General features: G+C 70.9%; 23 protein-coding genes. 14 read left to right on the forward strand and 9 right to left on the reverse strand.

All coding sequences use genetic code 11. The features are described from left to right. Positions 1–25 precede the first annotated feature (25 nt). The 4 genes from AC21LY_RS21075 to AC21LY_RS21090 are packed head-to-tail and all read left to right on the forward strand — an operon-like array spanning position 26 to position 4026. Positions 26–1183, forward strand: coding sequence for an acyl-CoA dehydrogenase family protein (locus AC21LY_RS21075; RefSeq protein ID WP_489048525.1), 1158 nt, complete (start codon positions 26–28; stop codon positions 1181–1183). Then, complete coding sequence (locus AC21LY_RS21080) at positions 1180–2025, forward strand: enoyl-CoA hydratase (protein WP_489048526.1); 846 nt, start codon at positions 1180–1182, stop codon at positions 2023–2025. The genes AC21LY_RS21075 and AC21LY_RS21080 overlap by 4 nt, the downstream gene beginning before the upstream one ends. After that, entirely contained in the window at positions 2012–3307 is a 1296-nt protein-coding gene (locus AC21LY_RS21085; protein WP_489048527.1) for an MFS transporter, read from the forward strand. Before AC21LY_RS21080 ends, AC21LY_RS21085 begins: the two co-directional genes overlap by 14 nt. Beyond that, positions 3304–4026 carry an SDR family NAD(P)-dependent oxidoreductase gene (locus tag AC21LY_RS21090; protein WP_489048528.1) on the forward strand — a complete coding sequence of 241 codons (723 nt, stop codon included), beginning with the start codon at positions 3304–3306 and terminating at the stop codon, positions 4024–4026. The genes AC21LY_RS21085 and AC21LY_RS21090 overlap by 4 nt, the downstream gene beginning before the upstream one ends. A gap of 24 nt (positions 4027–4050) precedes the next feature. On the opposite strand, the gene AC21LY_RS21095 is transcribed toward AC21LY_RS21090, so the two are convergent. Next, entirely contained in the window at positions 4051–5265 is a 1215-nt protein-coding gene (locus tag AC21LY_RS21095) for an amidohydrolase (RefSeq protein ID WP_489048529.1), read from the reverse strand. A 46-nt stretch (positions 5266–5311) separates the two neighbouring features. After that, a complete protein-coding gene (locus AC21LY_RS21100; RefSeq protein WP_489048530.1) occupies positions 5312–6700 on the reverse strand; it encodes a DUF3100 domain-containing protein in 1389 nt (462 codons plus the stop codon). Positions 6701–6841: 141 nt separating this feature from the next. On the opposite strand from AC21LY_RS21100, the gene AC21LY_RS21105 reads away from it, so the two are divergent. From AC21LY_RS21105 to AC21LY_RS21140, 8 genes are all read left to right on the forward strand, one after another. Continuing rightward, positions 6842–7885 (forward strand): Lrp/AsnC ligand binding domain-containing protein, encoded by a 1044-nt coding sequence (locus tag AC21LY_RS21105; protein WP_489048531.1) that lies wholly within the window; start codon positions 6842–6844, stop codon positions 7883–7885. Positions 7886–7968: 83 nt separating this feature from the next. Beyond that, the gene (locus tag AC21LY_RS21110) at positions 7969–8676 is read left to right on the forward strand and encodes a helix-turn-helix transcriptional regulator (protein WP_489048532.1); all 708 of its coding nucleotides are present in this window, start codon (positions 7969–7971) and stop codon (positions 8674–8676) included. Beyond that, complete coding sequence (gene sufB, locus AC21LY_RS21115; RefSeq protein ID WP_489048533.1) at positions 8673–10130, forward strand: Fe-S cluster assembly protein SufB; 1458 nt, start codon at positions 8673–8675, stop codon at positions 10128–10130. Before AC21LY_RS21110 ends, sufB begins: the two co-directional genes overlap by 4 nt. Then, the gene (gene sufD, locus AC21LY_RS21120; RefSeq protein WP_489048534.1) at positions 10130–11305 is read left to right on the forward strand and encodes a Fe-S cluster assembly protein SufD; all 1176 of its coding nucleotides are present in this window, start codon (positions 10130–10132) and stop codon (positions 11303–11305) included. The genes sufB and sufD overlap by 1 nt, the downstream gene beginning before the upstream one ends. A 20-nt stretch (positions 11306–11325) precedes the next feature. Further along, positions 11326–12096, forward strand: coding sequence for a Fe-S cluster assembly ATPase SufC (gene sufC, locus AC21LY_RS21125; RefSeq protein ID WP_489048535.1), 771 nt, complete (start codon positions 11326–11328; stop codon positions 12094–12096). Next, positions 12093–13364 (forward strand): cysteine desulfurase, encoded by a 1272-nt coding sequence (locus AC21LY_RS21130; RefSeq protein ID WP_489048536.1) that lies wholly within the window; start codon positions 12093–12095, stop codon positions 13362–13364. Before sufC ends, AC21LY_RS21130 begins: the two co-directional genes overlap by 4 nt. Beyond that, entirely contained in the window at positions 13364–13822 is a 459-nt protein-coding gene (gene sufU, locus AC21LY_RS21135; RefSeq protein ID WP_489048537.1) for a Fe-S cluster assembly sulfur transfer protein SufU, read from the forward strand. The genes AC21LY_RS21130 and sufU overlap by 1 nt, the downstream gene beginning before the upstream one ends. Then, positions 13819–14205, forward strand: coding sequence for a metal-sulfur cluster assembly factor (locus AC21LY_RS21140; protein WP_489048538.1), 387 nt, complete (start codon positions 13819–13821; stop codon positions 14203–14205). Before sufU ends, AC21LY_RS21140 begins: the two co-directional genes overlap by 4 nt. 20 nt (positions 14206–14225) lie before the next feature. Here the strand turns inward: AC21LY_RS21140 and AC21LY_RS21145 are convergent, their stop codons facing one another. Together AC21LY_RS21145 and AC21LY_RS21150 are read right to left on the reverse strand one after the other, a co-directional pair. Continuing rightward, positions 14226–14606, reverse strand: a complete 381-nt coding sequence (locus AC21LY_RS21145; protein ID WP_489048539.1) for a hypothetical protein — start codon at positions 14604–14606, stop codon at positions 14226–14228. Between the two features lie 162 nt (positions 14607–14768). Beyond that, positions 14769–15623 (reverse strand): AraC family transcriptional regulator, encoded by an 855-nt coding sequence (locus AC21LY_RS21150; protein ID WP_489048540.1) that lies wholly within the window; start codon positions 15621–15623, stop codon positions 14769–14771. A gap of 73 nt (positions 15624–15696) precedes the next feature. On the opposite strand from AC21LY_RS21150, the gene AC21LY_RS21155 reads away from it, so the two are divergent. After that, positions 15697–16107 carry a DUF6157 family protein gene (locus AC21LY_RS21155; protein WP_489048541.1) on the forward strand — a complete coding sequence of 137 codons (411 nt, stop codon included), beginning with the start codon at positions 15697–15699 and terminating at the stop codon, positions 16105–16107. Positions 16108–16114: 7 nt separating this feature from the next. Here the strand turns inward: AC21LY_RS21155 and AC21LY_RS21160 are convergent, their stop codons facing one another. Beyond that, a complete protein-coding gene (locus AC21LY_RS21160) occupies positions 16115–17152 on the reverse strand; it encodes an RNA ligase family protein (protein ID WP_489048542.1) in 1038 nt (345 codons plus the stop codon). Between the two features lie 127 nt (positions 17153–17279). Between AC21LY_RS21160 and AC21LY_RS21165 the strand changes: the two genes are divergently transcribed. Continuing rightward, complete coding sequence (locus AC21LY_RS21165) at positions 17280–17786, forward strand: DUF4262 domain-containing protein (protein WP_489048543.1); 507 nt, start codon at positions 17280–17282, stop codon at positions 17784–17786. A 4-nt stretch (positions 17787–17790) separates the two neighbouring features. Here the strand turns inward: AC21LY_RS21165 and AC21LY_RS21170 are convergent, their stop codons facing one another. Genes AC21LY_RS21170 through AC21LY_RS21185 form a run of 4 tightly spaced genes read right to left on the reverse strand, consistent with a single transcriptional unit; the run spans position 17791 to position 23416 of the window. Then, positions 17791–20472, reverse strand: a complete 2682-nt coding sequence (locus AC21LY_RS21170; RefSeq protein ID WP_489048544.1) for a fumarate reductase/succinate dehydrogenase flavoprotein subunit — start codon at positions 20470–20472, stop codon at positions 17791–17793. 18 nt (positions 20473–20490) lie between these two features. Continuing rightward, a complete protein-coding gene (locus AC21LY_RS21175) occupies positions 20491–21243 on the reverse strand; it encodes an ABC transporter ATP-binding protein (RefSeq protein ID WP_489048545.1) in 753 nt (250 codons plus the stop codon). Further along, positions 21240–22079: an ABC transporter permease gene (locus tag AC21LY_RS21180; RefSeq protein ID WP_489048546.1), complete on the reverse strand. Its 840-nt coding sequence runs from the start codon at positions 22077–22079 to the stop codon at positions 21240–21242. Before AC21LY_RS21180 ends, AC21LY_RS21175 begins: the two co-directional genes overlap by 4 nt. Further along, entirely contained in the window at positions 22076–23416 is a 1341-nt protein-coding gene (locus AC21LY_RS21185) for an ABC transporter substrate-binding protein (protein WP_489048547.1), read from the reverse strand. The genes AC21LY_RS21180 and AC21LY_RS21185 overlap by 4 nt, the downstream gene beginning before the upstream one ends. Between the last annotated feature and the right edge of the window lie 16 nt (positions 23417–23432).

Below are 23432 nucleotides of genomic sequence, written 5' to 3' on the forward strand. Positions count from 1 at the left end.
CTGTAATCGATCGAGGCGACGCCCTATGAAGCCATCTTGGTACGGCCCTGAACACAGCTCACTGTCTGAAACCGCCCTGCGGTTCGCACGAGAACGGGGTCTGCCCGAGCTCGACCGCTGGCGCAAGGAAAAGCGAGTGTCGACTGACTTCTTCCAGGAGGCGGGGAAGCTCGGGCTGTGGTGCTGCTCCCTTGAGGCCGACCTCGGTGGCGGTGACGGCGACGTCGGCCACGACTTCGCCGTGTTGGATGCGTTCGTTCGCTGCGGGATCTCGCCGGCACCGTTCCAGGTGCACAGCGTGATCGTCCCGGCGTACCTGCGCGACTACGGCAGCGAGGCGCTCGCGGCCCGGTTACTGCCCGCCCTCGCACGCGGGGAGCTGATCGGGGCCGTCGCGATGACCGAGCCGGACACCGGTTCGGACCTGCAGGCCATCCGCACCACCGCACGGCGCGAGGGCGACGAGTACGTCATCAACGGGGCCAAGACCTTCATCACGAACGGGGCGGCCGCCGATGTGATCGTGGTGGCGGTGTCGACGGATCCGTCGGCCGCCGGTCGCGGGCTCTCGCTCCTCGTGGTGGAGACAGCTGACCTGCCCGGCTTCGCGGTGACCCGGGTCCTCGACAAGATGGGCCACCACGAGTCGGACACCGCGGAACTGTCCTTCACCGACGTCCGGGTACCCGCCGGGAACCTCCTCGGTGCCGAGGGACAGGGTTTCGCGATGCTCAAGGAGCAGCTCCCGACCGAACGCCTCCTCGTCGCCGTCGCGGCCACCGCCGCGATGGAGGAGATGGTCCGCGAGACCACGGAGTACGCCAACACCCGAGCCACGTTCGGTCGTCCCCTCATCGGGCATCAGCATGTGCGGTTCCAGCTCGCACAGTGCGAGGTCACCGCCGCGATCGCGCGTCGGACACTGGATTCGTGCGTGACGGAACTGCTCCGGGGAGAGTTCTCCGCCGTCGCCGCCGCGATGGCCAAGTACTGGTTCTCCGAGGCCGAGCAGCAGGTGGCGGATCGCTGCCTGCAGATCTTCGGTGGCGCCGGTTACATGGCCGATTCGCCCATTTCCCAACGGTTCACGGCCGCCCGCGCGCAGCGCATCTACGGCGGCGCCAACGAGATCATGCTCGAGATCGTCGGGCGCACTCTGGTCGCCGCGGGGGCGCGGGTATGACCGGCGACGCGAGCACCGAGGCCGGCCCGAGCGAGCGGATCCGCGTCGAGCGACCGCACCCCGACGTGGCCCGGATCCACCTGGCCAGGCCCGCCAAGCGCAACGCCCAGGACCCCCGCATGCTCCGCGAGCTGGACGACGCCCTCACTGCGGCGGCGCGCGACGACACGGTACGCGTGATCATCCTCGCCGCCGACGGCCCGGACTTCTCCGCGGGCCACGACCTGCGGTGCGGATTCCACCTCGACGGCGAGCCGTCCGTCCGTGCCGGCGGTGATTACGCCGCGCCCGGGATCGAGGGGCACATGGCCTTCGAGGACGAGATGTACCTGGGGCTCTCACTGCGCTGGCGCGCCATCGATAAGCCGACGATCGCGCAGGTGCAGGGCCGCGTCATCGCGGGCGGGCTCATGCTGGTCTGGCCGATGGACCTCATCGTCGCGTCCGACGATGCCAGTTTCAGCGACCCCGTCGTCGCCTTCGGTGTGAACGGCGCCGAGTACTTCGCGCACGCCTTCGAGCTCGGGCACCGCCGGGCGAAGCACCTCCTCTACACCGGCGACGCGATCGGCGCGGCCGAGGCGCTAGCCATCGGCATGGTCGCCGAGGTCGTGCCGCGGGACGAACTCGAGGCCCGCACGCTCGACCTGGCCGTGCGGATCGGCGGCCGGTCCAGGCTCGGCCTCAAACTCGCCAAACGCAGCCTCGAGGCCTGCCGCGACCAGCAGGGCTTCGAGACGTCGATACGTGCCGCGTTCGGCTACCACCAGGTGGGCCACGCCCACAACCTTTACCAGTTCGGTTCCATCGTTCCGCAAGGAGATCTCCGTGACCACAAGTGAATCCGTCCAGAGCCGGGCGGGTGTGAAGAACCCCCGCAAGGCACTGCTCGCGGCGTGCCTGGGCAATACCCTGGAGTGGTACGACTGGGTGATCTACGCCCAGTTCGCCACGGTGATCGCCGCGAACTTCTTCCCCAAGTCGGACCCCGGTGCCGCACTGCTCGGCACGCTCGCGATCTTCGCGACGGGGTTCTTCTTCCGCCCGCTCGGCGGGATCCTGCTCACCTCGCTGGCCGACCGCCTCGGGCGCAGGGCCGGACTCGTGATCTCCGTCGGTGCGATGGCGCTCGGCGCGCTGATCATCGCCCTTTCACCCGGGTACGCGACGATCGGGCTCCTCGCCCCTGTCCTGTTGTGCGTCGCGCGCGCCATGCAGGGCTTCTCGACCGGCGGCGAGTTCTCCTCGATCGGCTCCTACCTCGCTGAGGTCGCACCCCCCGGGAAGCGCGGGGCCTACGGAAGCCTGCACTACGTCTCCGCGACGGTCGGCTCGCTCCTCGCGACCGCGACGGCGTGGCTGCTGCGCAGCACCGTCGATGCCGAGACCCTGACCGAATGGGTCTGGCGCGTACCGTTCGCGATCGGCGCCGTGCTCGGGCTCATCACACTCTGGCTGCGCCGGAACATGGAGGAATCCCGGGCGTTCGAGGCGGTGTCCGCCCGGGCTCGGACCGGATCAACGGCGAACCTCGTGGTGCTATGGGCACACCGCGGTCCCGTGCTACGGCTGTTCCTCCTGTCGGGCTACGTCGGGGTCTGGTACTACACGTTCGCGTCCTACCTGCCGGTGTACGCCACCGGGCTCGGGATGTCCGCCGGCACCGCGCTCGGCGTGAGCACTCTCGCGCTCGTGCTCTTCACCGCGTCCCTGCCCTTCGTGGGCGCGCTGTCGGATCACGTGGGCAGGCGTCCTCTACTCCTCGGGTGCGTCGCGCTGTCCGCGGTCGCGGCGGTGCCCATGTTCGCCCTCGTCGGCCCGAATCCCGGCAGGCTGCTGCTGGCGCAGCTCATCGCCCTGCTGATCTTCGCGCTGTTCGCCGCGATCGGCCCGATCGCGATGGCTGAGCAGTTCCCGACCGAGGTCCGTTCGCTCGGCGCCGGCCTGCCCTACGCGTTGGGGGTCGCGGTGTTCGGCGGCACCGCGCCGCTCCTGCTGGAGTGGCTCGGCAAGAACGGGCACAGCGGTCTGTACGCCTGGTACCTCGCCGCGGTCTCCGCCGTCGCGCTCGTGGCGATGCTCGGGCTCAAGGAGAGCTTCCGCGGCGACCTGGCGAACGGATGACGAGGTCGGCCGTCGTCACCGGTGGCGCATCGGGGCTGGGCCGGGCCGCCGTCGAGATGCTCGTCGAACGCGGCTACGAGGTCGTGGTCGCCGACCTGAGCCCGGGGCCGGACCCGCTCCCCGACGGTGCACGGTTCGTCCGGACCGACGTCACCGACGCCGGGGAGGTGCGCGCGGCAGTGGGTGCCGCGACGGACTCGGCCCCGCTGCGGGTGGCCGTCGCCTGCGCCGGCGTCGCCCACAACCGGAGGGTGCTGGGCAGTCGGGGACCGCTGGCGATCGACGAGTTCGACCGGGTGGTGCGGGTCAACCTCACGGGTTCGGCGGCCTTGCTGGTGTCCGCGGCGGAGGCGATGTCGGCGAACGAGCCGGACTGCGGCGACCGCGGCGTGATCGTGCTGGTCTCGTCGATCGCGGCGTACGACGGCGGCTCCCTCGCCTATGCGGCGTCGAAGGCCGGCGTCTCCGGAATGGTCCTGCCCGCGGCGCAGAACCTCGCCGAGCACGCGATCCGCGTGGCTGCAATAGCGCCGGGGCCGTTCGCGACGCCCATGCTCGGCGGTCTACCCGCGAGCCTTCAGGGTTTCAGAAGCCGCGCGTTGCATCCGAAGACTCCCGGTGATCCGCGTGACTTCGCCGCACTCGCCCTGCACATCATCGACAACCCGATGCTCAACGGTGAGGTCATCCGCCTCGACGGGGGCACGCGACTGTCGTAACGGTCGTGTGCCCCGTCGAGCGGCTCAGTCGCCGTCCTGGTCCACCGTGGTGGCGCCCGGTGCCCGGTCGGCAGCGCGCCGGAGCAGGTCCGCGCGGGCGGACTCGTCGGTGGCCACGTCGATCAGGGTGCGGCTGAGCACCCGGGCTCCGAGCAGTGCCGCCTCGTCGGCGGCCGGGGTAGCCGCTGCGGCGGCGAACTCGATGGTGTGCGGCGGGCCGCCGGCGCCCTCGATCACCAGGCCGGGGTGGATCGACGGCACCACGCGGGAGACGTTGCCCATGTCCGTCGAGCCGCCGCCCCCACCCGGCCGCCGGGCGATGGTGCGGCCCTCGGCGGCGAGGTTGGCGTCCCAGGCCGCGGCCATCGCCGGGTCCTGCTCGATGGACAGGTAGCGCGGCTCGGACCGCCGCTGCTCCCAGGTGCAGCCGGTGGCGATCGCGGCGCCCTCGAAGCAGGCCATCATCTTGCGCTTGATGTCGAGCATCTGGTCCAGGTCCGCCGAGCGGACCTCGGCACTGATCCGCGCCTCGGCGGGCACGATGTTGGTGACCTCGCCGGAGCTGGTGGTCACCGCGGACAGCCGCATGCCGTCCGGCACGTGCTGGCGCAGCAGGGCGATAGCGACCTGCGCGACGGTCGCGGCGGACGCGGCGTTGACACCGTGCTCGGGCGCCGCGGCGGCGTGCGCGGCCCGGCCGTGGAAGACCACGTCGAACCGGTCGACGCACTGCATCGTGGTGTCGCCGCAGGAGACGTCGTCGACGCCGTTCATCGGGTGCACCATGGCGGAGACCGTGGCGTCCTCGTACGCGCCGGCGCGCAGCAGCTCGACCTTGCCGCCGCCGTGCTCCTCGGCCGGGGTGCCGAGCACCGTCACCGTCGCACCCAGCCGGTCGGCGAGCGGCGCGAGGGCGAGCGCGGTGCCGGTGGTGATCGTGGCGATCACGTTGTGGCCGCAGGCGTGCCCGATCACGGGCAGCGCGTCGTACTCGGCGCACAGCACGATGTTGAACTCGCCGGTGCCGACCTTGGCCTCGAACGCGGTGGGCAGGCCGTAGGCCTCGCGGGTCACGGCGAAACCGTTGTCCTCGAACAGCGAGGCGAGGCGTTCGGCGGCCCGGGTCTCCTGGAAGGACAGCTCCGGGTCGGCGTGCAGGTCGTGGGACAGGGCGAGCAGCAGGTCGCGGTGGTCGTCGACGGTGCCGGCGGCCGCGTCGTGCAGTTCGGCGGTGGTCATGGGTGGGGAACTCCTTCGCAGGACGGGCGATGCGTGGACTGGCCGGTCACCAGATACCGAGCGCGAACTCGGCGATCACGGTGGCGAGCAGGAACGAGGAACAGATCGCGACGAAACCGACGGGAACGATCCGCCAGCCGACCCGCCGCAGCGCCGGCAGGTTCGCGGCCATCGACAGGCCCGCCAGGGTCAGCACCACGGCCGCGAAGGACAGGAAGTCGATGGACTTCGCCGCCTTGAGCACCTCGGCCTGGACCGGCGACCAGGGGGACGAGAGCAGGGTGCCGAGGACGCTGGCCCAGATGATCATCTGGATCTTGCCCTTGACCAGCTTGGCGAGGCCCATGGACACGGCGGCCAGCGCGACCACCATCGCGAAGCCGATCAGGATCTGCGGGTCGAACTTCTTCGCCGCGATCGTCGCCGCGATGATGCCGAGCACGGTCACGATGCCCAGACCCAGCGGCATGGGGATGTGCACGGGCTCGGAGGCCGGGCCGTCGTCCGCGGCCGGCGCGGCGGATCCCGCGGCCGGTTCGGCGGGCTCGGACGGACCCGCGGCGACGGACGGACCCGCGGCGACGGACGGACCCGCGGCGACAGTGGCGACCTTGGGCGTGCGGGTGAGCAGCCGGTAGAGCTTGTCCGCCAGGGGGAGCGCGATGAACACGCCGACGTAGGTGCCGAGCATCAGGGTGATCAGGTTCGAGGTCGCGGCCATGGCCTGGACCTGCTGCGCGACCTCGGGGTGGGCGCTGCTGATGGCGGCAGCGCCCGCGGCCATCATCGAGCCGGAGCCGACTCCGGCGCCCATGGCGAGCGCCATCGGATCGAACCATCCCAGCGAGCTGAAGACCGACGCGATGAGCGCGATGATCACCGCGCCGAACATGGTGCCGAAGACGTACATCGACAGCACGCCGCGGTACTCCTCGGACTGGGTGCCGTACTTGTCACCGACGATCGCGAAGCTGCCCTCGCGGTCGATCGCGAACGTGGCGCCGACGGTGGCGCGGCCCATCCGCAGCAGTACGGCCAGCGGCAGGGCGAGGGCGATGGTGCCGAAGAGATGGCCGACCTCCTGCAGCATCAGGGCCGGGCCCGCGTTGAGCAGGACCTTCAGGTTCGCACCGATGGTGAACGCGAGCAGGGCGACCAGCATGGCCACGGACAGCGCCATCAGGCCGTCGGCGACCTTCCACATCCGCGGAGTGAGCGGGACGACCCGCTGCGCGGAGACGATGACGCCGAAGATCAGGCCCCAGACCATCGGGTAGATGGTGACGGCCGCGACCCCGAGGCTGATCTTCCACGGGCCGAAGAGCTGGGCCCCGACCAGGATCACGAGGGCCGCGACGGTGGGTACCAGCAGATCCCGCGCACCCAGCGGGGGGACCGTGCGGCCGGTGGTCGTCTGGTCGGACGGACTGGTCATGTGTGCTCTTTCAGGAGTGTGCGGTTACCCGGGTGTGCGATGGCCGCGGGATATCCCGTTTCGGGTGTGCTGTTGGAGACATGGTCCGCAGATCGGACCGGTTTCGGATACCGGTTCAGGAAACCGGTACAAAATAGGGGGATGGACGCAGCATCGGCCGATCGCAGCACCGTCGAGAAGGTGATTCCGGTCACGCCCGCCGTCGACGACGACGCCCTGTCGCTCGACGACCTGCGCCTCATCCAGGCACTGCAGGTGGTACCGCGGGCGTCGTGGACGGCGCTGGGCAAGGTCCTGGACTGCGATCCGGTGACTGCAGCCCGGCGCTGGTCACGGCTGGTCAACGGGGGGATCGCCTGGGTGACGGCGTACCGGTTGCGCCGGCAGGGCTGCCTCGCGCTGGTCGACCTGCGCTGCGCGCCGGGGTCGGCGCTGGCGGTGGCCGAGCGCCTGGCCGGCGACCGCGAGGCGGTGACCATCGACGTCACCGTCGGCGGCCGGGACCTGGTGGTCACCGTGTGGGGCGACTCCCAGGATCAGCTCGGCGAGTACCTGCTCACCCGGTTCGCGGACGTGCCCGGCGTGGTCGACTCGCGGACCCACCTGATCACCGAGGTGGTGGACGACGCCCGGTCCTGGCGGCTGCGGGTGCTCGGCGAGCCCGAACTCGCCGCCCTGGAGGCGATCCCGCGTGCCACCAACCGGCGGGCCCGGGCGTCGGTGGAGCCCGACGTCGTGGACGCGGTGATGGCCGAGCTGGCCCGGGACGGGCGGGTCCGCGCCGTCGACCTGGCGCGCACGCTGGGCACCACCCCCGACCGGGCGCGGGCGATCCTGAACACCGTGCTCGCCTCGGAGGGCGTGGTGGTGCGAACTGAGGTCGCGCGGCGCCACTCCGGGCGGCCGAACTACGCGTGGTTCCACCTCCGCGTGCCCGCGCGCTCGGTGCCGGACGTCCTGCGCCGGCTGTCCGGGCTGCACGACCTCCGGCTGCTGGCCACCGCGGTGGGCACCTGCAACATCGTGATGGCGATGTGGCTGGCGGGCCTGGACGATGTGCAGCGGGTGGAGGCGCTGATCGAGCAGGCGCTGCCCACGGTGGACGTGACCGACCGGTCGCTGGTGCTGCGCACCACCAAGCATCTGGGGCGCCCACTGACGCCGTCCGGCCTGAGCGCGGTGTAGCGCGAGCGCGCCCGACGGTGCCGACCGGTCAGCTTAGCCTGACCTTGCTGGAAGTGCCGGGCGAATTAAGAAACAATCGTGTTGTGAAAAACGAGCAGCACGAGGCGCATGCCTCGACGGCCCAGCGTGACGGGGACACCCGCGACGCCGTGGTCGGCCTGCTCATGAACCGGGGCCAGGCCACCGCGGCCGATATCGGTAAGGCCCTGGGGATCACCACCACCGCCGTGCGCCGCCACCTCGACAATCTGCTCGAGGCGGGGGACGTGACGGTCGCGCCACCGTCGGGTCTGGGGGGCCGGGGGCGGGGGCGTCCTGCGAAGGAGTTCCTGCTCACGCCCTCCGGGCGGCGGCGGCTCGGCCAGGGGTACGACGCCCTGGCGGTCGACGCTCTTCGCGCACTGCGCGAGGTCGGCGGTGAGGAGGCGGTGCGCACCTTCGCGCGGCGCCGGGCCGAACAGGCCCTGGGGGTCACCGCCCTCGGCGACGTCGTGACGGCGGGCCCGGTCGACGGTGCCCGTAGGATCGCGGCGGCACTCTCGGACGCCGGCTTCTCCGCCGACGCCCGGGAGGTCGGCAACGGCGTCCAGATCTGCCAGCACCACTGCCCGGTGTCGGAGGTCGCATCCGAGTTCCCCGAACTGTGCGAGGCCGAAATTTCGGCGATCGAACAGGCGTTGGGAACACATGTACAGCGTTTGGCCACCATCGCCAATGGTGACCGCGCCTGCACCACCCACGTGCCCCTCGAGCGCGTGGTCCGCGAGCAACCCGCTAAGGAGCTTCGATGACAACGGTCGAGAACGGCCCGCTGTCGGCGACAGTCGACGACGCCAAGCTGTCCCAGGAGGAGACGATCGCCTCCCTGGGCACCTACGGCTACGGCTGGCACGATTCGGACGTCGCCGGCGCGTCGGCCCAGCGCGGACTCTCCGAGGCCGTGGTCGCCGACATCTCGGCGAAGAAGAACGAGTCCGAGTGGATGCTGCAGCAGCGCCTCAAGGCCCTGAGCATCTTCGAGAAGAAGCCGATGCCCACCTGGGGCAGCGACCTCGACGGCATCGACTTCGACAACATCAAGTACTTCGTGCGCTCCTCCGAGAAGCAGGCCGAGTCCTGGGAGGACCTCCCGGAGGACATCAAGAACACCTACGACAAGCTCGGCATCCCCGAGGCGGAGAAGCAGCGCCTCGTCGCCGGCGTCGCCGCGCAGTACGAGTCCGAGGTCGTCTACCACTCGATCCGCGCCGACCTGGAGGAGAAGGGTGTCATCTTCATGGACACCGACACCGGTCTGCGTGAGCACCCGGAGCTCTTCGAGGAGTACTTCGGCTCGGTGATCCCCGCGGGTGACAACAAGTTCTCCGCGCTGAACACCGCAGTGTGGTCCGGCGGCTCGTTCATCTACGTGCCCAAGGGCGTCCACGTGGACATCCCGCTGCAGGCCTACTTCCGGATCAACACCGAGAACATGGGCCAGTTCGAGCGCACGCTGATCATCGTCGACGAGGACGCCTACGTGCACTACGTCGAGGGCTGCACCGCGCCGATCTACAAGTCGGACTCGCTGCACTCCGCGGTGGTCGAGATCATCGTCAAGAAGGGCGGCCGCTGCCGCTACACGACCATCCAGAACTGGTCGAACAACGTCTACAACCTGGTCACCAAGCGCGCCAAGGCCGAGGCCGGCGCCACCATGGAGTGGATCGACGGCAACATCGGTTCCAAGGTCACCATGAAGTACCCGGCCGTGTGGATGATGGGCGAGCACGCCAAGGGCGAGGTGCTCTCCGTGGCCTTCGCCGGCGAGGGCCAGCACCAGGACACCGGCTCGAAGATGGTGCACTTCGCGCCGAACACGTCGAGCAACATCGTCAGCAAGTCGGTCGCCCGCGGCGGCGGCCGGGCCAGCTACCGCGGCCTGATCCAGGTCAACAAGGGCGCGCACGGCAGCAAGTCCACCGTCAAGTGCGATGCGCTGCTGGTCGACACGATCTCCCGCTCGGACACGTACCCGTACGTGGACATCCGCGAGGACGACGTGACGATGGGCCACGAGGCCACCGTCTCGAAGGTCTCCGACGACCAGCTCTTCTACCTGATGAGCCGCGGCCTCACCGAGGACGAGGCCATGGCCATGGTGGTGCGCGGCTTCGTCGAGCCCATCGCCAAGGAGCTGCCGATGGAGTACGCGCTCGAGCTGAACCGCCTGATCGAGCTGCAGATGGAAGGGTCCGTGGGCTAGTGACGAACATTCTCAACGAGGCCGTCGAGGCCCACCCCGTCGCGAACAAGGGCGAGCTGTTCACGTCCTTCGATGCGGCCGCCTTCGAGATCCCCAGCCACCGGGACGAGGCGTGGCGGTTCACTCCGCTGCGCCGCCTGCGGGGCCTGCACGACGGTTCCGCGCAGGCCGACGGTGCCGTGACGGCCGTCGTCGACGCCACTCCCGAGGGCGTGAGCTTCGAGACCGTCGCCAAGGGCGACGAGCGTCTCGGCCAGGGCGGCACCCCGTTCGACCGGGTGGCCGCGCAGGCCTTCACCTCGATGACCGAGGCCTTCGTGCTAACGGTGGCCAAGGAGGCCGAGGTCGCCGAGCCCGTCTTCGTCCGCATCGCCGGCCCCGGCGAGGGGAAGACCGCCTTCACGCACATCCAGGTCCGGCTCGAGCGGCACGCCCGCGCCGTGGTCGTGCTCGACCACACCGGCTCGGGCACGGTCGCCGAGAACGTCGAGGTCATCCTGGGCGACGGTGCCTCCCTCCAGATCGTCGACGCGCAGGACTTCGCCGACGACGCGGTGTGGGTCACCCAGCACCACGTCCGCGTGGGCCGCGACGCCCACGTCCGGCACTTCGCGGTCCAGCTCGGCGGCGAGCTGGTCCGCATGACCCCGCGCGTGCAGTTCGACGGTCCCGGCGGCAACGCCGAGCTGTTCGGCCTCTACTTCGCGGACGACGGCCAGCACCTCGAGCAGCGCCTGCTGGTCGATCACGCCGTGCCGCACTGCAAGTCGAACGTGATCTACAAGGGCGCGCTCCAGGGCGACCCGGCGTCGAAGAAGCCCGATGCGCATACCGTCTGGGTCGGCGACGTCCTGATCCGCGCCGAGGCCGAGGGCACCGACACCTTCGAGCTCAACCGGAACCTGGTCCTCACCGACGGTGCCCGCGCCGATTCGGTGCCGAACCTGGAGATCGAGACCGGCGAGATCGAGGGTGCCGGCCATGCCAGCGCCACCGGCCGGTTCGACGACGAGCAGCTGTTCTACCTGCGCTCGCGCGGCATCCCGGAGGACGAGGCGCGCCGCCTGGTCGTGCGCGGCTTCTTCCAGGAGCTGATCGACCGGATCTCCGTCCCCGAGCTGCGCGAGCGGCTCGCCGCGGCCATCGAACACGAACTCGCCACCGCCGGCGTCTGATACTCGAAGAAGGAAATACGTTGTCTACTCTGGAAATCCGTGATCTGCACGTCAACGTCGTGCAGGCGGACGAGAACGCCGAGCCGATCGAGATCCTCAAGGGCGTCGACCTGACCATCAACTCGGGCGAGACCCACGCGATCATGGGCCCCAACGGCTCCGGCAAGTCCACGCTGAGCTACGCCATCGCCGGTCACCCCAAGTACGAGGTGACGAAGGGCTCCATCACCCTCGACGGCGAGGACGTGCTGTCGATGACCGTCGACGAGCGCGCCCGCGCCGGCCTGTTCCTGGCCATGCAGTACCCCGTCGAGGTGCCCGGCGTCTCCATGTCGAACTTCCTCCGCTCGGCCGCCACCGCGGTCCGTGGCGAGGCCCCGAAGCTGCGGCACTGGGTCAAGGAGGTCAAGGAGGCGATGGGCGAGCTGTCCATCGACCCGCAGTTCGGCGAGCGCTCGGTCAACGAGGGCTTCTCGGGCGGCGAGAAGAAGCGCCACGAGATCCTGCAGCTCGGCCTGCTCAAGCCGAAGTTCGCCATCCTCGACGAGACGGACTCCGGCCTCGACGTCGACGCGCTGCGCGTCGTCTCCGAGGGCGTGAACCGGTACGCCGAGCGCGAGCACGGCGGCGTTCTGCTCATCACGCACTACACCCGCATCCTGCGGTACATCCACCCCGAGTTCGTGCACGTCTTCGTGAACGGCCGGATCGTGGAGTCGGGCGGCCCCGAGCTGGCCGACGAGCTGGAGGAGAACGGCTACGTGAAGTTCACCGAGGCCGTCGGAGCATGACCGCCTCGGTGAAGTCCGCCCTGGACATCGACGCGATCCGCGCCGACTTCCCGATCCTGTCCCGCACGGTCCGCGACGACAAGCCGCTGGTCTACCTGGATTCCGGTGCCACCTCGCAGCGCCCTCGGCAGGTGCTCGACGCCGAGTGGGAGTTCCTCACCACCCACAACGCGGCCGTGCACCGCGGGGCGCACCAGCTGGCCGAGGAGGCGACCGACGCCTACGAGGATGCGCGCGCGGCGATCGCCGAGTTCGTGCGGGTCTCGCCCGACGAGTTGGTGTTCACCAAGAACGCCACCGAATCGCTGAACCTGGTGGCCTACACCCTCGGCGACGACCGCTCGGCCGGAGTCCTCGGCGGGCACCGTCTGCGTGAGGGTGACACCGTCGTCGTCACCGAGCTGGAGCATCATGCGAACCTGGTGCCCTGGCAGGAGCTGTGCCGCCGCACCGGCGCAACGCTCAAGTGGTACGGCGTCACCGACGAGGGCCGGATCGACCTGGATTCGCTGGAGCTCGACGATTCGGTCAAGATCGTCGCCTTCACTCACGCCTCCAACGTGACCGGTGCGATCGCGCCGGTGGCGGAGCTCGTGGCGCGGGCCCGGGCGGTCGGCGCCGTCGTCGTGCTGGACGCGTGCCAGTCGGTGCCGCACAGCCCCGTGGACTTCGCCGCGCTGGACGTGGACTTCGCCGCCTTCTCGGGCCACAAGATGTACGGCCCGTCCGGCGTCGGCGTGCTCTACGGCAAGCGCGAGATCCTCGCGCAGCTCCCGCCCTTCATCACGGGCGGCTCGATGATCGAGACCGTGACCATGGAGGGCTCGACGTACGCCGCGCCGCCGCAGCGCTTCGAGGCGGGCGTCCCGATGACTTCGCAGGTCGTGGGCCTCGGTGCGGCCGTGAAGTACCTCGGCGGCCTGGGCATGGCCGAGGTCGCCGCGCACGAGCACGCGCTCGAGGGTGCCGCGCTCGATCGCCTCGACGCCATCGACGGCCTGCGCATCGTCGGGCCCACCGAGAACCGGGACCGGGGGAGCGCCGTCTCCTTCGTGGTCGACGGCATTCACGCCCACGACCTCGGGCAGGTGCTCGACGACGAGGGCGTCGCCATCCGCGTCGGGCACCACTGCGCGTGGCCGCTGCACCGTCGGTTCGGCGTGGCCGCCACGGCCCGCGCGTCCTTCGGCGTCTACAACACCGAGGCCGAGGTCGACGCGCTGGCCGAGGGAATCGTCAAGGCCCAGAAGTTCTTCGGGGTGATCTGATGCGCATGGAGCAGATGTACCAGGACGTGATCCTGGATCACTACAAGCACCCGCACGGTCGCGGGCTGCGCGAGCCCTTCGAGGCCGAGGTCCACCACGTCAATCCCACCTGCGGCGACGAGGTGACGCTGCGCGTGCACCTGTCGGACGACGGCCAGACCGTGGCCGACGTCTCCTACGACGGCCAGGGCTGCTCGATCTCGCAGGCGTCCACGTCGGTGCTCACCGATCAGGTGATCGGCCAGCCCGTCGGCGAGGCCCTGAAGATGCTGCAGTCGTACACGGAGATGCTGCAGTCCCGCGGGCAGCTCGAGGGCGACGAGGACCTCATCGGCGACGGGATCGCCTTCGCCGGCGTCTCGAAGTACCCCGCGCGCGTGAAGTGCGCACTGCTCGGCTGGATGGCGTTCAAGGACGCGCTGTCCCGGATCATCGACTCGGAGGAGAAGACGGCATGAGCGAGAACGCTGCCGAGGCCGCAGGCACCGGGGCCGACCCGGCGCAGGCCGGCGACAACCCCCTGAACCTGCCCACCCTGTTCGACGTGGAGGAGGCCATGCGCGACGTGGTCGATCCCGAGCTGGGCATCAACGTGGTCGACCTGGGCCTCGTCTACGACCTGCGGGTGGACGACGATGCCTCCGTCACCATCGACATGACCCTCACCTCGGCGGCCTGCCCGCTGACCGACGTCATCGAGGACCAGACCCGCGCCGCCCTCGTCTCGTCCGGCCTGGCCACCGACGCCAAGATCAATTGGGTCTGGATGCCCCCGTGGGGCCCGGACAAGATCACCGACGACGGCCGCGAGCAGCTGAGGGCGCTCGGCTTCACGGTCTGACGGGAGCCGCCCGTCGAAGGTCACTCCGGGCGTTCCCCGCGCGCTTCGTCGAAAGCCGCGGCGAGGCGCTTCGGCGCCTTGTTGCGCCACGCGGACTCGGCGAGCACGTGCATCCGCTCGACCGACAGGAGCGCGAGATCGACACGGAGGCCGACGTGGATCTCCCGGGACCCCGATCGCCGTCTGACGTGTTCCATGATCGGGGAGCCGGGGTCGGACGACTCGCGCGCAAGAGCGGTGGCCGTCTCCTCGCTGAGCGCGAAGACGAGGGTGCGCCCGTCCTTCTCGGGCCCGACGAAGGGCCTGCCCCGCACGGTGAAGGTGGGGAGGCCGAAATGCGTGGCCTCCTCGGTCTCGGGGAGTGCAAGGGCCTCGTGTCGTAGGTCGTCCATCGTCGCCACGGCGTTCTCTCCTTCTCCTTCAAAATCACGGTGCCACACGACGCGCTCAGCGAGTCTCCCGGCGGGTGCCGCCAGGGATTCGACACCGTCGGCCTGCGCGACGGCGTAGCCGCGAGCTGTTCCGTGCCCCCGGCTTCACCGTCTGACGGGAGTGCGTTCGGCTCACGCGAGCAGGTTCCGCACTACGCGACGGTACGCCTCAGGGGTGAGGCCCGTCGTCGCGCGGAAGTCGCGGGTGAGGTGGGACTGGTCGGTGTAGCTGAGGTCCGCGGCGATGACCCCGAGCTCGTCGGAAGGCCTGCTGACCAGGGCGAGGGCGACTTCCTGTAGGCGGATGCGGCGGCTCAGCCATTTCGGGCCGTGGCCCAGGGCCTCGGTGCAGGCGCGCTGCAGCGTCCGCTCGCTGCACCCGAACCGCTCGGCGAGGGGCTGCCCCGTCCGGCGATGGATCCGCCCGCGCACCTCGTCGAGCACCCGGTTCGCCAGGAGCCCCGACGGTGCCGGGCCCCGGTCCGCCAGGATCCGCGCGATCGCGCGGTTCGCGATCGCGGCCCGCTCGGCCGGGGTGGCACCCGCGGCGACTTCCCTCATGAGCGCGTGTAGACGAGAGTCCAGGCGTGCGTCGAGCGCCACGGTGGCATCGGCGATCCGTCCCGGCGTGAGGTCGCTGAGCACCGACAGGCCCGCCGGGCGGAGGCGGACGGCGAAGACGGTGCCGGAGCCGTGAATGGTGCGCCGCCACGCTCGGCGGTGCACCCCGGTGACGACGAGCGGCGCGGGCACGTCGCCGTCCTCGACCGTGGCGGTCACCGCCGGGAGATCGATGATCGGTTGATCCAGCCGCTCGCCGGGCTCGAGCGCCCACGCGACGTGCCAGTACTGATCGACCACGTCCGCCACGGCGGAGTCCGGGGCGATCCATCCGGCGGCGTACCGAGCGAGTCGCTCCGGGAACAGGACGCCCGATCGTTCGGCGACGTCGACGGGGCGCGCACCGTCCGGACTGCTCGAGGCCATGGTCGACATCATCCAGCGCCGTCTGTCGCTTTTCTGCTATCGACACGAGCCCGACGGCGCGAGACTGAACGACGTGGGAAGCACGAACTACATCGGTACGTTCATCCAGGTCGCGGACGACTGCCCCGTCGTGGCGGGCCAGGTGCCGCCCACCCGCGGCGCGGCTCCGACGGTGGCGGCGCTGCAGTACGCGCTCATCGCCGCGCATCCGTACGAGTTGACCAGTGACGATGTGCTTTTCGAGGTGCACGCCACCCGTCAGGCGATTCCGGAGCCGGAGCGGCCGGAGGCCCGCCGGACGTTCTTCGCCAAGGACCAGGCGTGCCTCCGCTCGTCCCCGCTCGGTAAGCGCTACGGCTGGGGCATCCACCACGACGCCGACGGACGGGTCGCGCTGGTGCCCGTCGAGGCCGACGAATACCGTTCGCTCGCCGCCGATCCCGCGGTGAAGCAGCTCAAGGCGATGCGCTCGAAGCGGGCGTGAGCGAGCACTACCGTGTGGACGAACCGCGCCGCTTCCGCCGCCCCGCCGACTCCCGCAGCAGCCACCGGTTCGAGATCACCTTGAAGCACGGCCGGCCGTCGAGGCCGGCCATCGGCACCGCGTCGTGCCGGTGCCAGACGACGCCCTCGGCGAGCCTGCCCGGAGAGGCTAGGGACTCGATGCCGTCGGCCTGCGCCACGGCATCGTCGACTGTGCCCGGAAGCCGCAGTCCGGTGTAGACCGGCGCCGCGCGGTCGGTCGCCCACCGCGGCCACGCGGGCCGGGGAAGCTGCGCACCGTGGCGCCACACCGCGAAGACCGCGTACCGCACGCCGCCCGTGCCGAGCGGATTCCGCTGGATCGACGGGCCGTACAGCTCGCCCTGGATCACGAACCCGGGCGGTACCGCGCCGCCGAGGCCTTCGGCCTCCGCGTATCGCACCGACGTCAGCTCGGGCGACGGGATCCACTCGTAGTTCCGACCGCACACTCGAGGGCCGTCCGGCGTGGTGATGAACGTCGTCGACGTGCCGTCGACCTTCTCCGTCGCGTACCAGTCGTCCGGTGCGAGTACGGGATACACGTCCGCGAGGTTCTGCACCCGTTCGGCATCCGTCTTGCGGGCGAGTACTGACGGGTACGGCCCCAGCGCGACGCCGCCGAGCTCCGCGGGCAGCGGCGGCTCGTACTTGACGATCCCGAGCGCGGCGGCGAGGTCGCCGGCACCGTCGGCCTCGGGGACGTCCGCGAAGGGCAGGACGAGGCCCTGCGAGATCACGCCTCGCAGCTTCATCGTGCGCAGCACGTGGAACCGCGCACCGTCGATCACCCGGCTGCCGCGCGCCTCGAGGAACGCGAACCGCGGGTCCGTGAGCGGCAGCGCCGCGTCGACCTCGAAGTACACCGCCCGGTCGCCCGGCCGGTACTCACCCTTGCGCACCACGGACCGCCAGCCGCCGAATACAGCGACCTCGATGGCGTCCGCGCCGTCGATCGCCTCGATCGCGTCCACCGTCCGCACGGTGGCCAATTCTCTGGAACTCATGCAGCAGGTATATCCCGTCGCAATTCGCTTGTGCGACGGGATATCCGGGTGCTATAGGTGCGATCGCGAAAACTTGTCGGTGGGTCGTTCTAGCGTGAGCTCAATCACTTGGGGGAGAGAAGGAATCATGGCTCATGACGATCTGACACCGCAGCAACTGGCGCAGTGGCGCGCCGAGGAGATCCGCCGCACACGCGAGATCATCGACGAATACGGCGTGATGATCCAGTACGTGTTCGGCGACGAGCAGGCACGCTCGGCACCGTTCGGGTACACGATCGGGCTGCATCAGCTCGGCCACCCGGAGCTGGTCATCTTCGGGACCTCCCAGTCGACCGCCTTGGGCGTGCTCAACGAGGTCGCATCGCGGGTCCGTACGGGACCGGCGCTGCTGGCGGGGGAGCTGATCACGTTCGAGCGCTGGCATCACCGCGTGATCGTGGAGGCGCTGCCTAACCCGGAGCACGTCGTCCTCTCGGCGAATCAGTACTACCGCGTACGGCGCGGCCATTCGGTCGCGGCCTTCCAGCTGACGCACGACGACATGTCGGGCCGGTTCCCCTGGGAGCAGGGGTACGAGGGGCAGAGCTGGCTCCAGCCCCGGCCGGGTGAGTTCCACGCGGGAGGCGCGTGAACGCTCACCCGGCCGCGAGCGCGAGACGCGCGTGGGCGCGGACGTCGGCGTCGGAATCCTCCAGCGCGGCGGTGAGCGCGTCGGCGACGGCGGGTACCGTCGGCCAGGGGCGCAGCGTCACGACGGCGGCTTTGCGGACGTCGAGGTGCGGGTCCGTCAGGGCGGACTCGAGTGCGGCGACGGCACCGTCGGGTCCGAGGGCGACGGTGCCGCGCGCGGCGCCCTGCCGCACCTGCCACGCCCGGTCCGCGAGCCCGCCGGCCAACAGCTCGAGGTCAGTGGCGTCGCCGAGGGCGCCGAGCGCCTCGAAGGCGGCGGCCCGCACCAGCGGGTCGTGGTCGGCGGCCAGCGCGCGCACCGAGTCCACGCCGCCCAGGCCCACGGTGGCGAGCCCGCCGGCCGCGGCGATCCGGACCTCCCGGTTGGCGTCGGTGGTCGCGGGAACCAGTGCGGCCCAGTCGTCGTGCGAGACCAGCCCGCGCACGCCCACCACCCGCACGCGGTGGTCGGCGTCGTCGAGCAGCGCGGCGAACTGCGCGGGCGTCCCCGCCTTGAGAGAGCGCAGCAGGTTCCCCACGGCGGCGCGCACCACGGCGTCCGGCGAATCCAGGAATCCGGCGAGCCCCGACGCCGAGGGCAGCACCTCCACCAGCTCGATCAGTCCGGCGGCCGCGGCGCGGCGCACCGGCGCGTCCGCGTCGCCGAGCGCGGCGACCAGGGGAGCGAGGAAGCCCTCGGGCGCGCCCTCGACGAGGAAGGTCACCGCGCTGCGCCGCACCGTCGTGTCCGGATCGGACAGGAACCGGGAGAGCTCGTCCACCGACGGTCCGTCGAGCGCGAGAAGCTCCCGCAGCCGCGGCGACACCGCGGGCACCGAGGCAGGCCGCTCCGCCGCCGCGGGGATCGCGCCGATCGGTGCCACCGCCAGCGGCCCCAGCACCTCGACCGAGTGCGACGACCCCGGGATGTGGTCGAACTCGTCCACCGCCACCAGGTACGGGGCCACCGGGCGGGTCAGGAATTCCATCTCGCCGTCGGCGCCCAGGCGCAGGTTCAGGTGCCGGCCCCACCGCTCGTCGTCGCGTTCGGGCAGGTCCGGACGGTCGTGGTAGAGGCCCCAGCGGGATTCGGTCCGCGCGAGAGAGGCCTTCGCCGCCATCTCGGCGCAGTCCCGGATGAACGAGACCTCCACGCAGCGCATCAGCTCGTGCGGCGTGCGGGCGCCGAGCCCGTCCACCTCGCCGCGCATCCGCTCGAAGGTCTCGATCGCGATGGTCAGCTTCGGTGCGGTCTTCGGCGGCGCGATGTAGTCGTTGACGAAGCGCCGCAGCTTGTACTCGACCTGGGGCTGCGGCGGACCGTCGGGCCTGCGGGCAGGACCGTAGATCAGCTCGTGCGCGGCCGCGATCTGTGTCTCCAGCCCGTCGGACACGACCGACACCGTGCGCGCGTGCCGCACCGCATCCGCCCCCGCCAGCTCGCCGAAGACGAAGGCGCCGATCATGTAGTTGTGCGGCACGCAGGCCAGATCGCCCGCGGCGTACAACCCCGGCACGGACGTGCGCGCGTTCTCGTCGACCCACACGCCGGACGCGGAATGCCCACCGCACAGACCGATCTCGGAGACGTGCATCTCGATGTCGTGGGTGCGGTAGTCGTGGCCGCGGTTCGCGTGGAAGGTGCCCCGCGTCGGGCGCTCGGTGGTGTGCAGGATCGACTCCAGCTCGCCGAGCGTCTCCTCGGGCAGGTGCGAGACCTTGAGGTAGATCGGCCCGCGGGCGGAGTCGATCTCGGAGCGCACCTCGGCGATCATCTGCCCGGACCAGTAGTCGGAATCGACGAAGCGTTCGCCGAGCGCGTTCACCTGGTACCCGCCGAACGGGTTCGCCACGTAGGCGCAGGCGGGGCCGTTGTAGTCCTTGATCAGCGGGTTGATCTGGAAGCACTCGATGCCGCTGAGCTCGGCGCCCGCGTGATACGCCATCGCGTAGCCGTCGCCGGCGTTCGCCGGGTTCTCGTAGGTGCCGTAGAGGTACCCGGACGCGGGCAGGCCGAGCCGTCCGCACGGCCCCGTCGCCAGGACCACGGCGCCGGCCGAGATCTCGACGAACTCACCTGTCCGCGTGTTGAAGGCGACCGCGCCCACGGCCCGTCGGTCCTCCCCGGAACCGGTCGTGAGCACCCGGACCGGCATCACCCGGTTCTCGATCCGGATGCGCTCGCGCATCTTCTTCTGCCGCAGCACTCGGTACAGCGCCTTCTTCACGTCCTTGCCCTCGGGCATCGGCAGCACGTACGAGCCCGAGCGGTGCACCTGGCGGACGGCGTACTCGCCGTACTCGTCCTTCTCGAACTTCACGCCGTACCGCTCGAGGCGCTGGATCATCGCGAAGCCGCGGGTGGCGGTCTGGTAGACGGTCTGCTGGTTGACGATGCCGTCGTTGGCGCGGGTGATCTCCGCGACGTAGTCCTCGGGCTCCGCCTTGCCGGGGATGACGGCGTTGTTCACGCCGTCCATGCCCATCGCGAGGGCGCCGGAGTGGCGCACGTGCGACTTGTCGAGCAGCAGAACGTCCGCGCCCGCCTCGGCCGCGGTCAGCGCTGCCATGGTGCCGGCGGTGCCGCCACCGATCACCAGGACGTCGCAGGTCAGCCGGGTGCGGTCGTCGATCTCGGGGATGTCCATGGAAACTCCTGTTGCTGGTCAGCGGTCGGTGAGGGCGTCGACGACGCCCGCGCGCAGCGCGGAGGCCGACGGTGCGCGGCGCACGTCGAAGGCCGCGCGGACCGGCTCGCCGCGGCGGCCCAGCACGACGATCCGGTCGCCGAGCAGGATCGCCTCGTCCACGTCGTGGGTCACGAAGACGACGGTGGCGGGATGCGCGTCGAGCGTGCGCAGCAGCAGCCGCTGCATGTCGCCGCGGGTCTGGGCGTCGAGCGCGCCGAAGGGCTCGTCCATGAGCACCGCGCGGGGCGCACCGGCCAGGCCGCGGGCCAGCTGGACCCGCTGCCGCATGCCGCCGGACAGCTCGCGGGGCAGGTGCCGCGCGTAGGCGGTCAGCCCGACCTCGGCGAGCCACCGTCGGGCCTCGTCGGCGCGACGGTGCCGGGGCACGCCCCGCAGCGTGAGCGCGAGCCGCACGTTGTTCTCGACGGTGCGCCACGGCAGGAGCGCGTCCTCCTGGAAGACCATGGCGCGGTCGCGGTCCGGGCCGGTGACGGGAGCACCGTCGGCGAGGACGACGCCGGCGTCGGTGGGGAGCAATCCCGCGAGCGCGCGCAGCACCGTCGACTTACCGCACCCCGACGGCCCCGTCAGGACGAGACGCTCGCCCGGCTCGACGGTGAGATCGAGGGCGCGGACCGCGGGCGTCCCGCGGTAGCCGAGGTCGACGGTGTCGAGCTGCAGCCGCAGCCCGGAGCGCAGGGCGGGCGGGGTCGCCGCCGGGGCGCTCATCGGTCGCCCCGCGGCAGCCAGCGGGTGACTCTGCGGCCCGCCCGCTCGATCACGGCGGAGGTGAGGAAGCCGAGCACGCCGATCGTGAGCATCCCGACGAAGACCGCGGGGTAGTCGACGAGCGTGTACGACTGCCACGTGCGGTAGCCCACGCCGAGGCGTCCCGAGATCATCTCGGCGGAGACGAGGCAGATCCACGCGACGCCCACGCCCACCGAGAGCCCGGAGAAGACGCCGGGCAGCGACCCGGGGAGCACGACCCGCCACAGCACGGCGAGGTCGCCGCCGCCCTGCGTGCGCACCGAGTCCTCCCAGACGGTCGGGAGCGCGCGGACCGCGTGCCGCACGCTCACCGCGATGGGGAAGAAGGCCGCGGTCGCGGTGATCGCGACCATGCCCGCCTCGGAGGAGGGGAGCAGCAGGATCATCACCGGGACCAGGGCGATCGCGGGGATGGGCCGGACCAGCTCGAGCAGCGTGCCGACGGTCAGCTCGGCGGCGCGCGAGCGCCCCAGGGCGACGCCCGCGGCGATGCCGAGGACGGCGGCGACGGCGAAGCCGGTGCCGATCCGGAGCAGCGACTGCGCGAGGTCCAGCCAGTACTCGCCGGTGCGCACCGACTGCGCGAACCGCTCGGCGACGGCGCTCGCCGACGGCAGCGTGTCGAACCGGATCCAGGGCAGCGCCACATGGTTCGTGGTCAGCAGCTGCCAGATGCCGATCGCGGCCACGACGACGGCGACGCGGACCGGCCAGGCCGGTAGGACGGCGCGGCGCACAGCCGGGGCGGCGGGCCGCCGGAGCGCCGCGGACGGCAGGGAGTCGAGGGCGGTCACCGTCGGGCCTCCTCGAGGAGGGTGCGGTACTCGACCGGCACCGCGGCGGGGTGCGCGGCGCGGTAGCGGTCGCGGGCGTCGGGCGCGGCGAACGGGACGAAGGTCTCGCCGTCGCGGAGCCACAGCGCGTGATCGGCGTACCACCGGGTGCCGGTCAGGGCATCGGAGACGTACGCGGCGCGGACCTTCCGGTCGGTGCTCGCCAGCGTGCGGATCAGCGCCGTCGCGTCGGGGACGGTCTCGGTCGCGGCGGCACCGTCGAACCAGATCTCGGAGGTGGGCCTCGGTGCGGGAGTGCTCGCGTCGTACTGGAACCCGCCGCGCGCGGACTGGGCCTCGGCGAGCGGCTTCGGGTCGACGAACCGGTCGACGTCCAGAGGAGCGCCGAACTGGCCGATCGACTGCAGGTACCCGATGTCGCCCTTGAGCGCGCCGATCAGTGGGGCGGTGAGCGACGGGTTCGGGTCGGTGCCGCCGGGGCCGTTGTACTGGTAGACGACCTCGGCGGGCAGCCCGCTGGCCTTGGCGACCTCCTGCGCCGCCTCGAGCGGGTGCTCGCGCTGGAAATCGGTGGCGTCGAGCTGCGCCTGGAGGAAGGCGCGGACGACATCGGCGTGGGCGGTGGCGTACTTCTTATTGGCGACCACGCCGTGCAGCGTCGGCGTGCGCAGCTCGCCGCCGTCGTAGAGCAGCCGCGCCTTACCCTGCTGCACGAGCAGGCCCGGCCACGCCACGAACTGGGCGAGCGCCTGGACCTGACCCGATTCGAGCGCGCTCGCGCCGACCTGCGGCTGCTGATTGACGACGGTGACCTCGCTCGCGCCGATTCCGGCGCGGCTCAGCGCCGCCACGAGCGTGCCGTGCCCGGCGGAGCCGACCGACGCCGAGACCTGCTTGCCGCGCAGGTCCGCCAGGCTCCGCAGCGGCGAGCCGGGGGAGACCACGACGGAGTTGAGCGAGCCGCGCGCGCTGGACCCGGTGACCGACAGCAGCGTCGTCTCGGTGTCGGGGTTCGCCTGCGCGCGGGATCCGTTGATCAGCAGGGGATAGTCGCCCATCGAGCCGATCTGGATCTTGCCGGCGAGCATCCCGCTGGTGATCGGAGCGCCCGTGTCGAAGTCCTGCCAGTCCACGTGGAATTTCCCCAGTGGGGCGAGGCGCTTGTCGAGGAAACCCTTGGCGCGCAGCAGGGTTCCTGCGGTCACGGTGTTGATGGTCTTCGACTGGTAGCCGACCACGAGGGTCTGGGCGGCACCGTCGGAGGAGGGCTGCAGGGAGCACGCGCTCGCGGCGAGGACGGCGAGCGCGAGGACGGGGGCGGCTGAGCGAGGGGACATCGTGATTTCTCCGGAG

Source organism: Tsukamurella sp. II2bb, assembly GCF_057815145.1.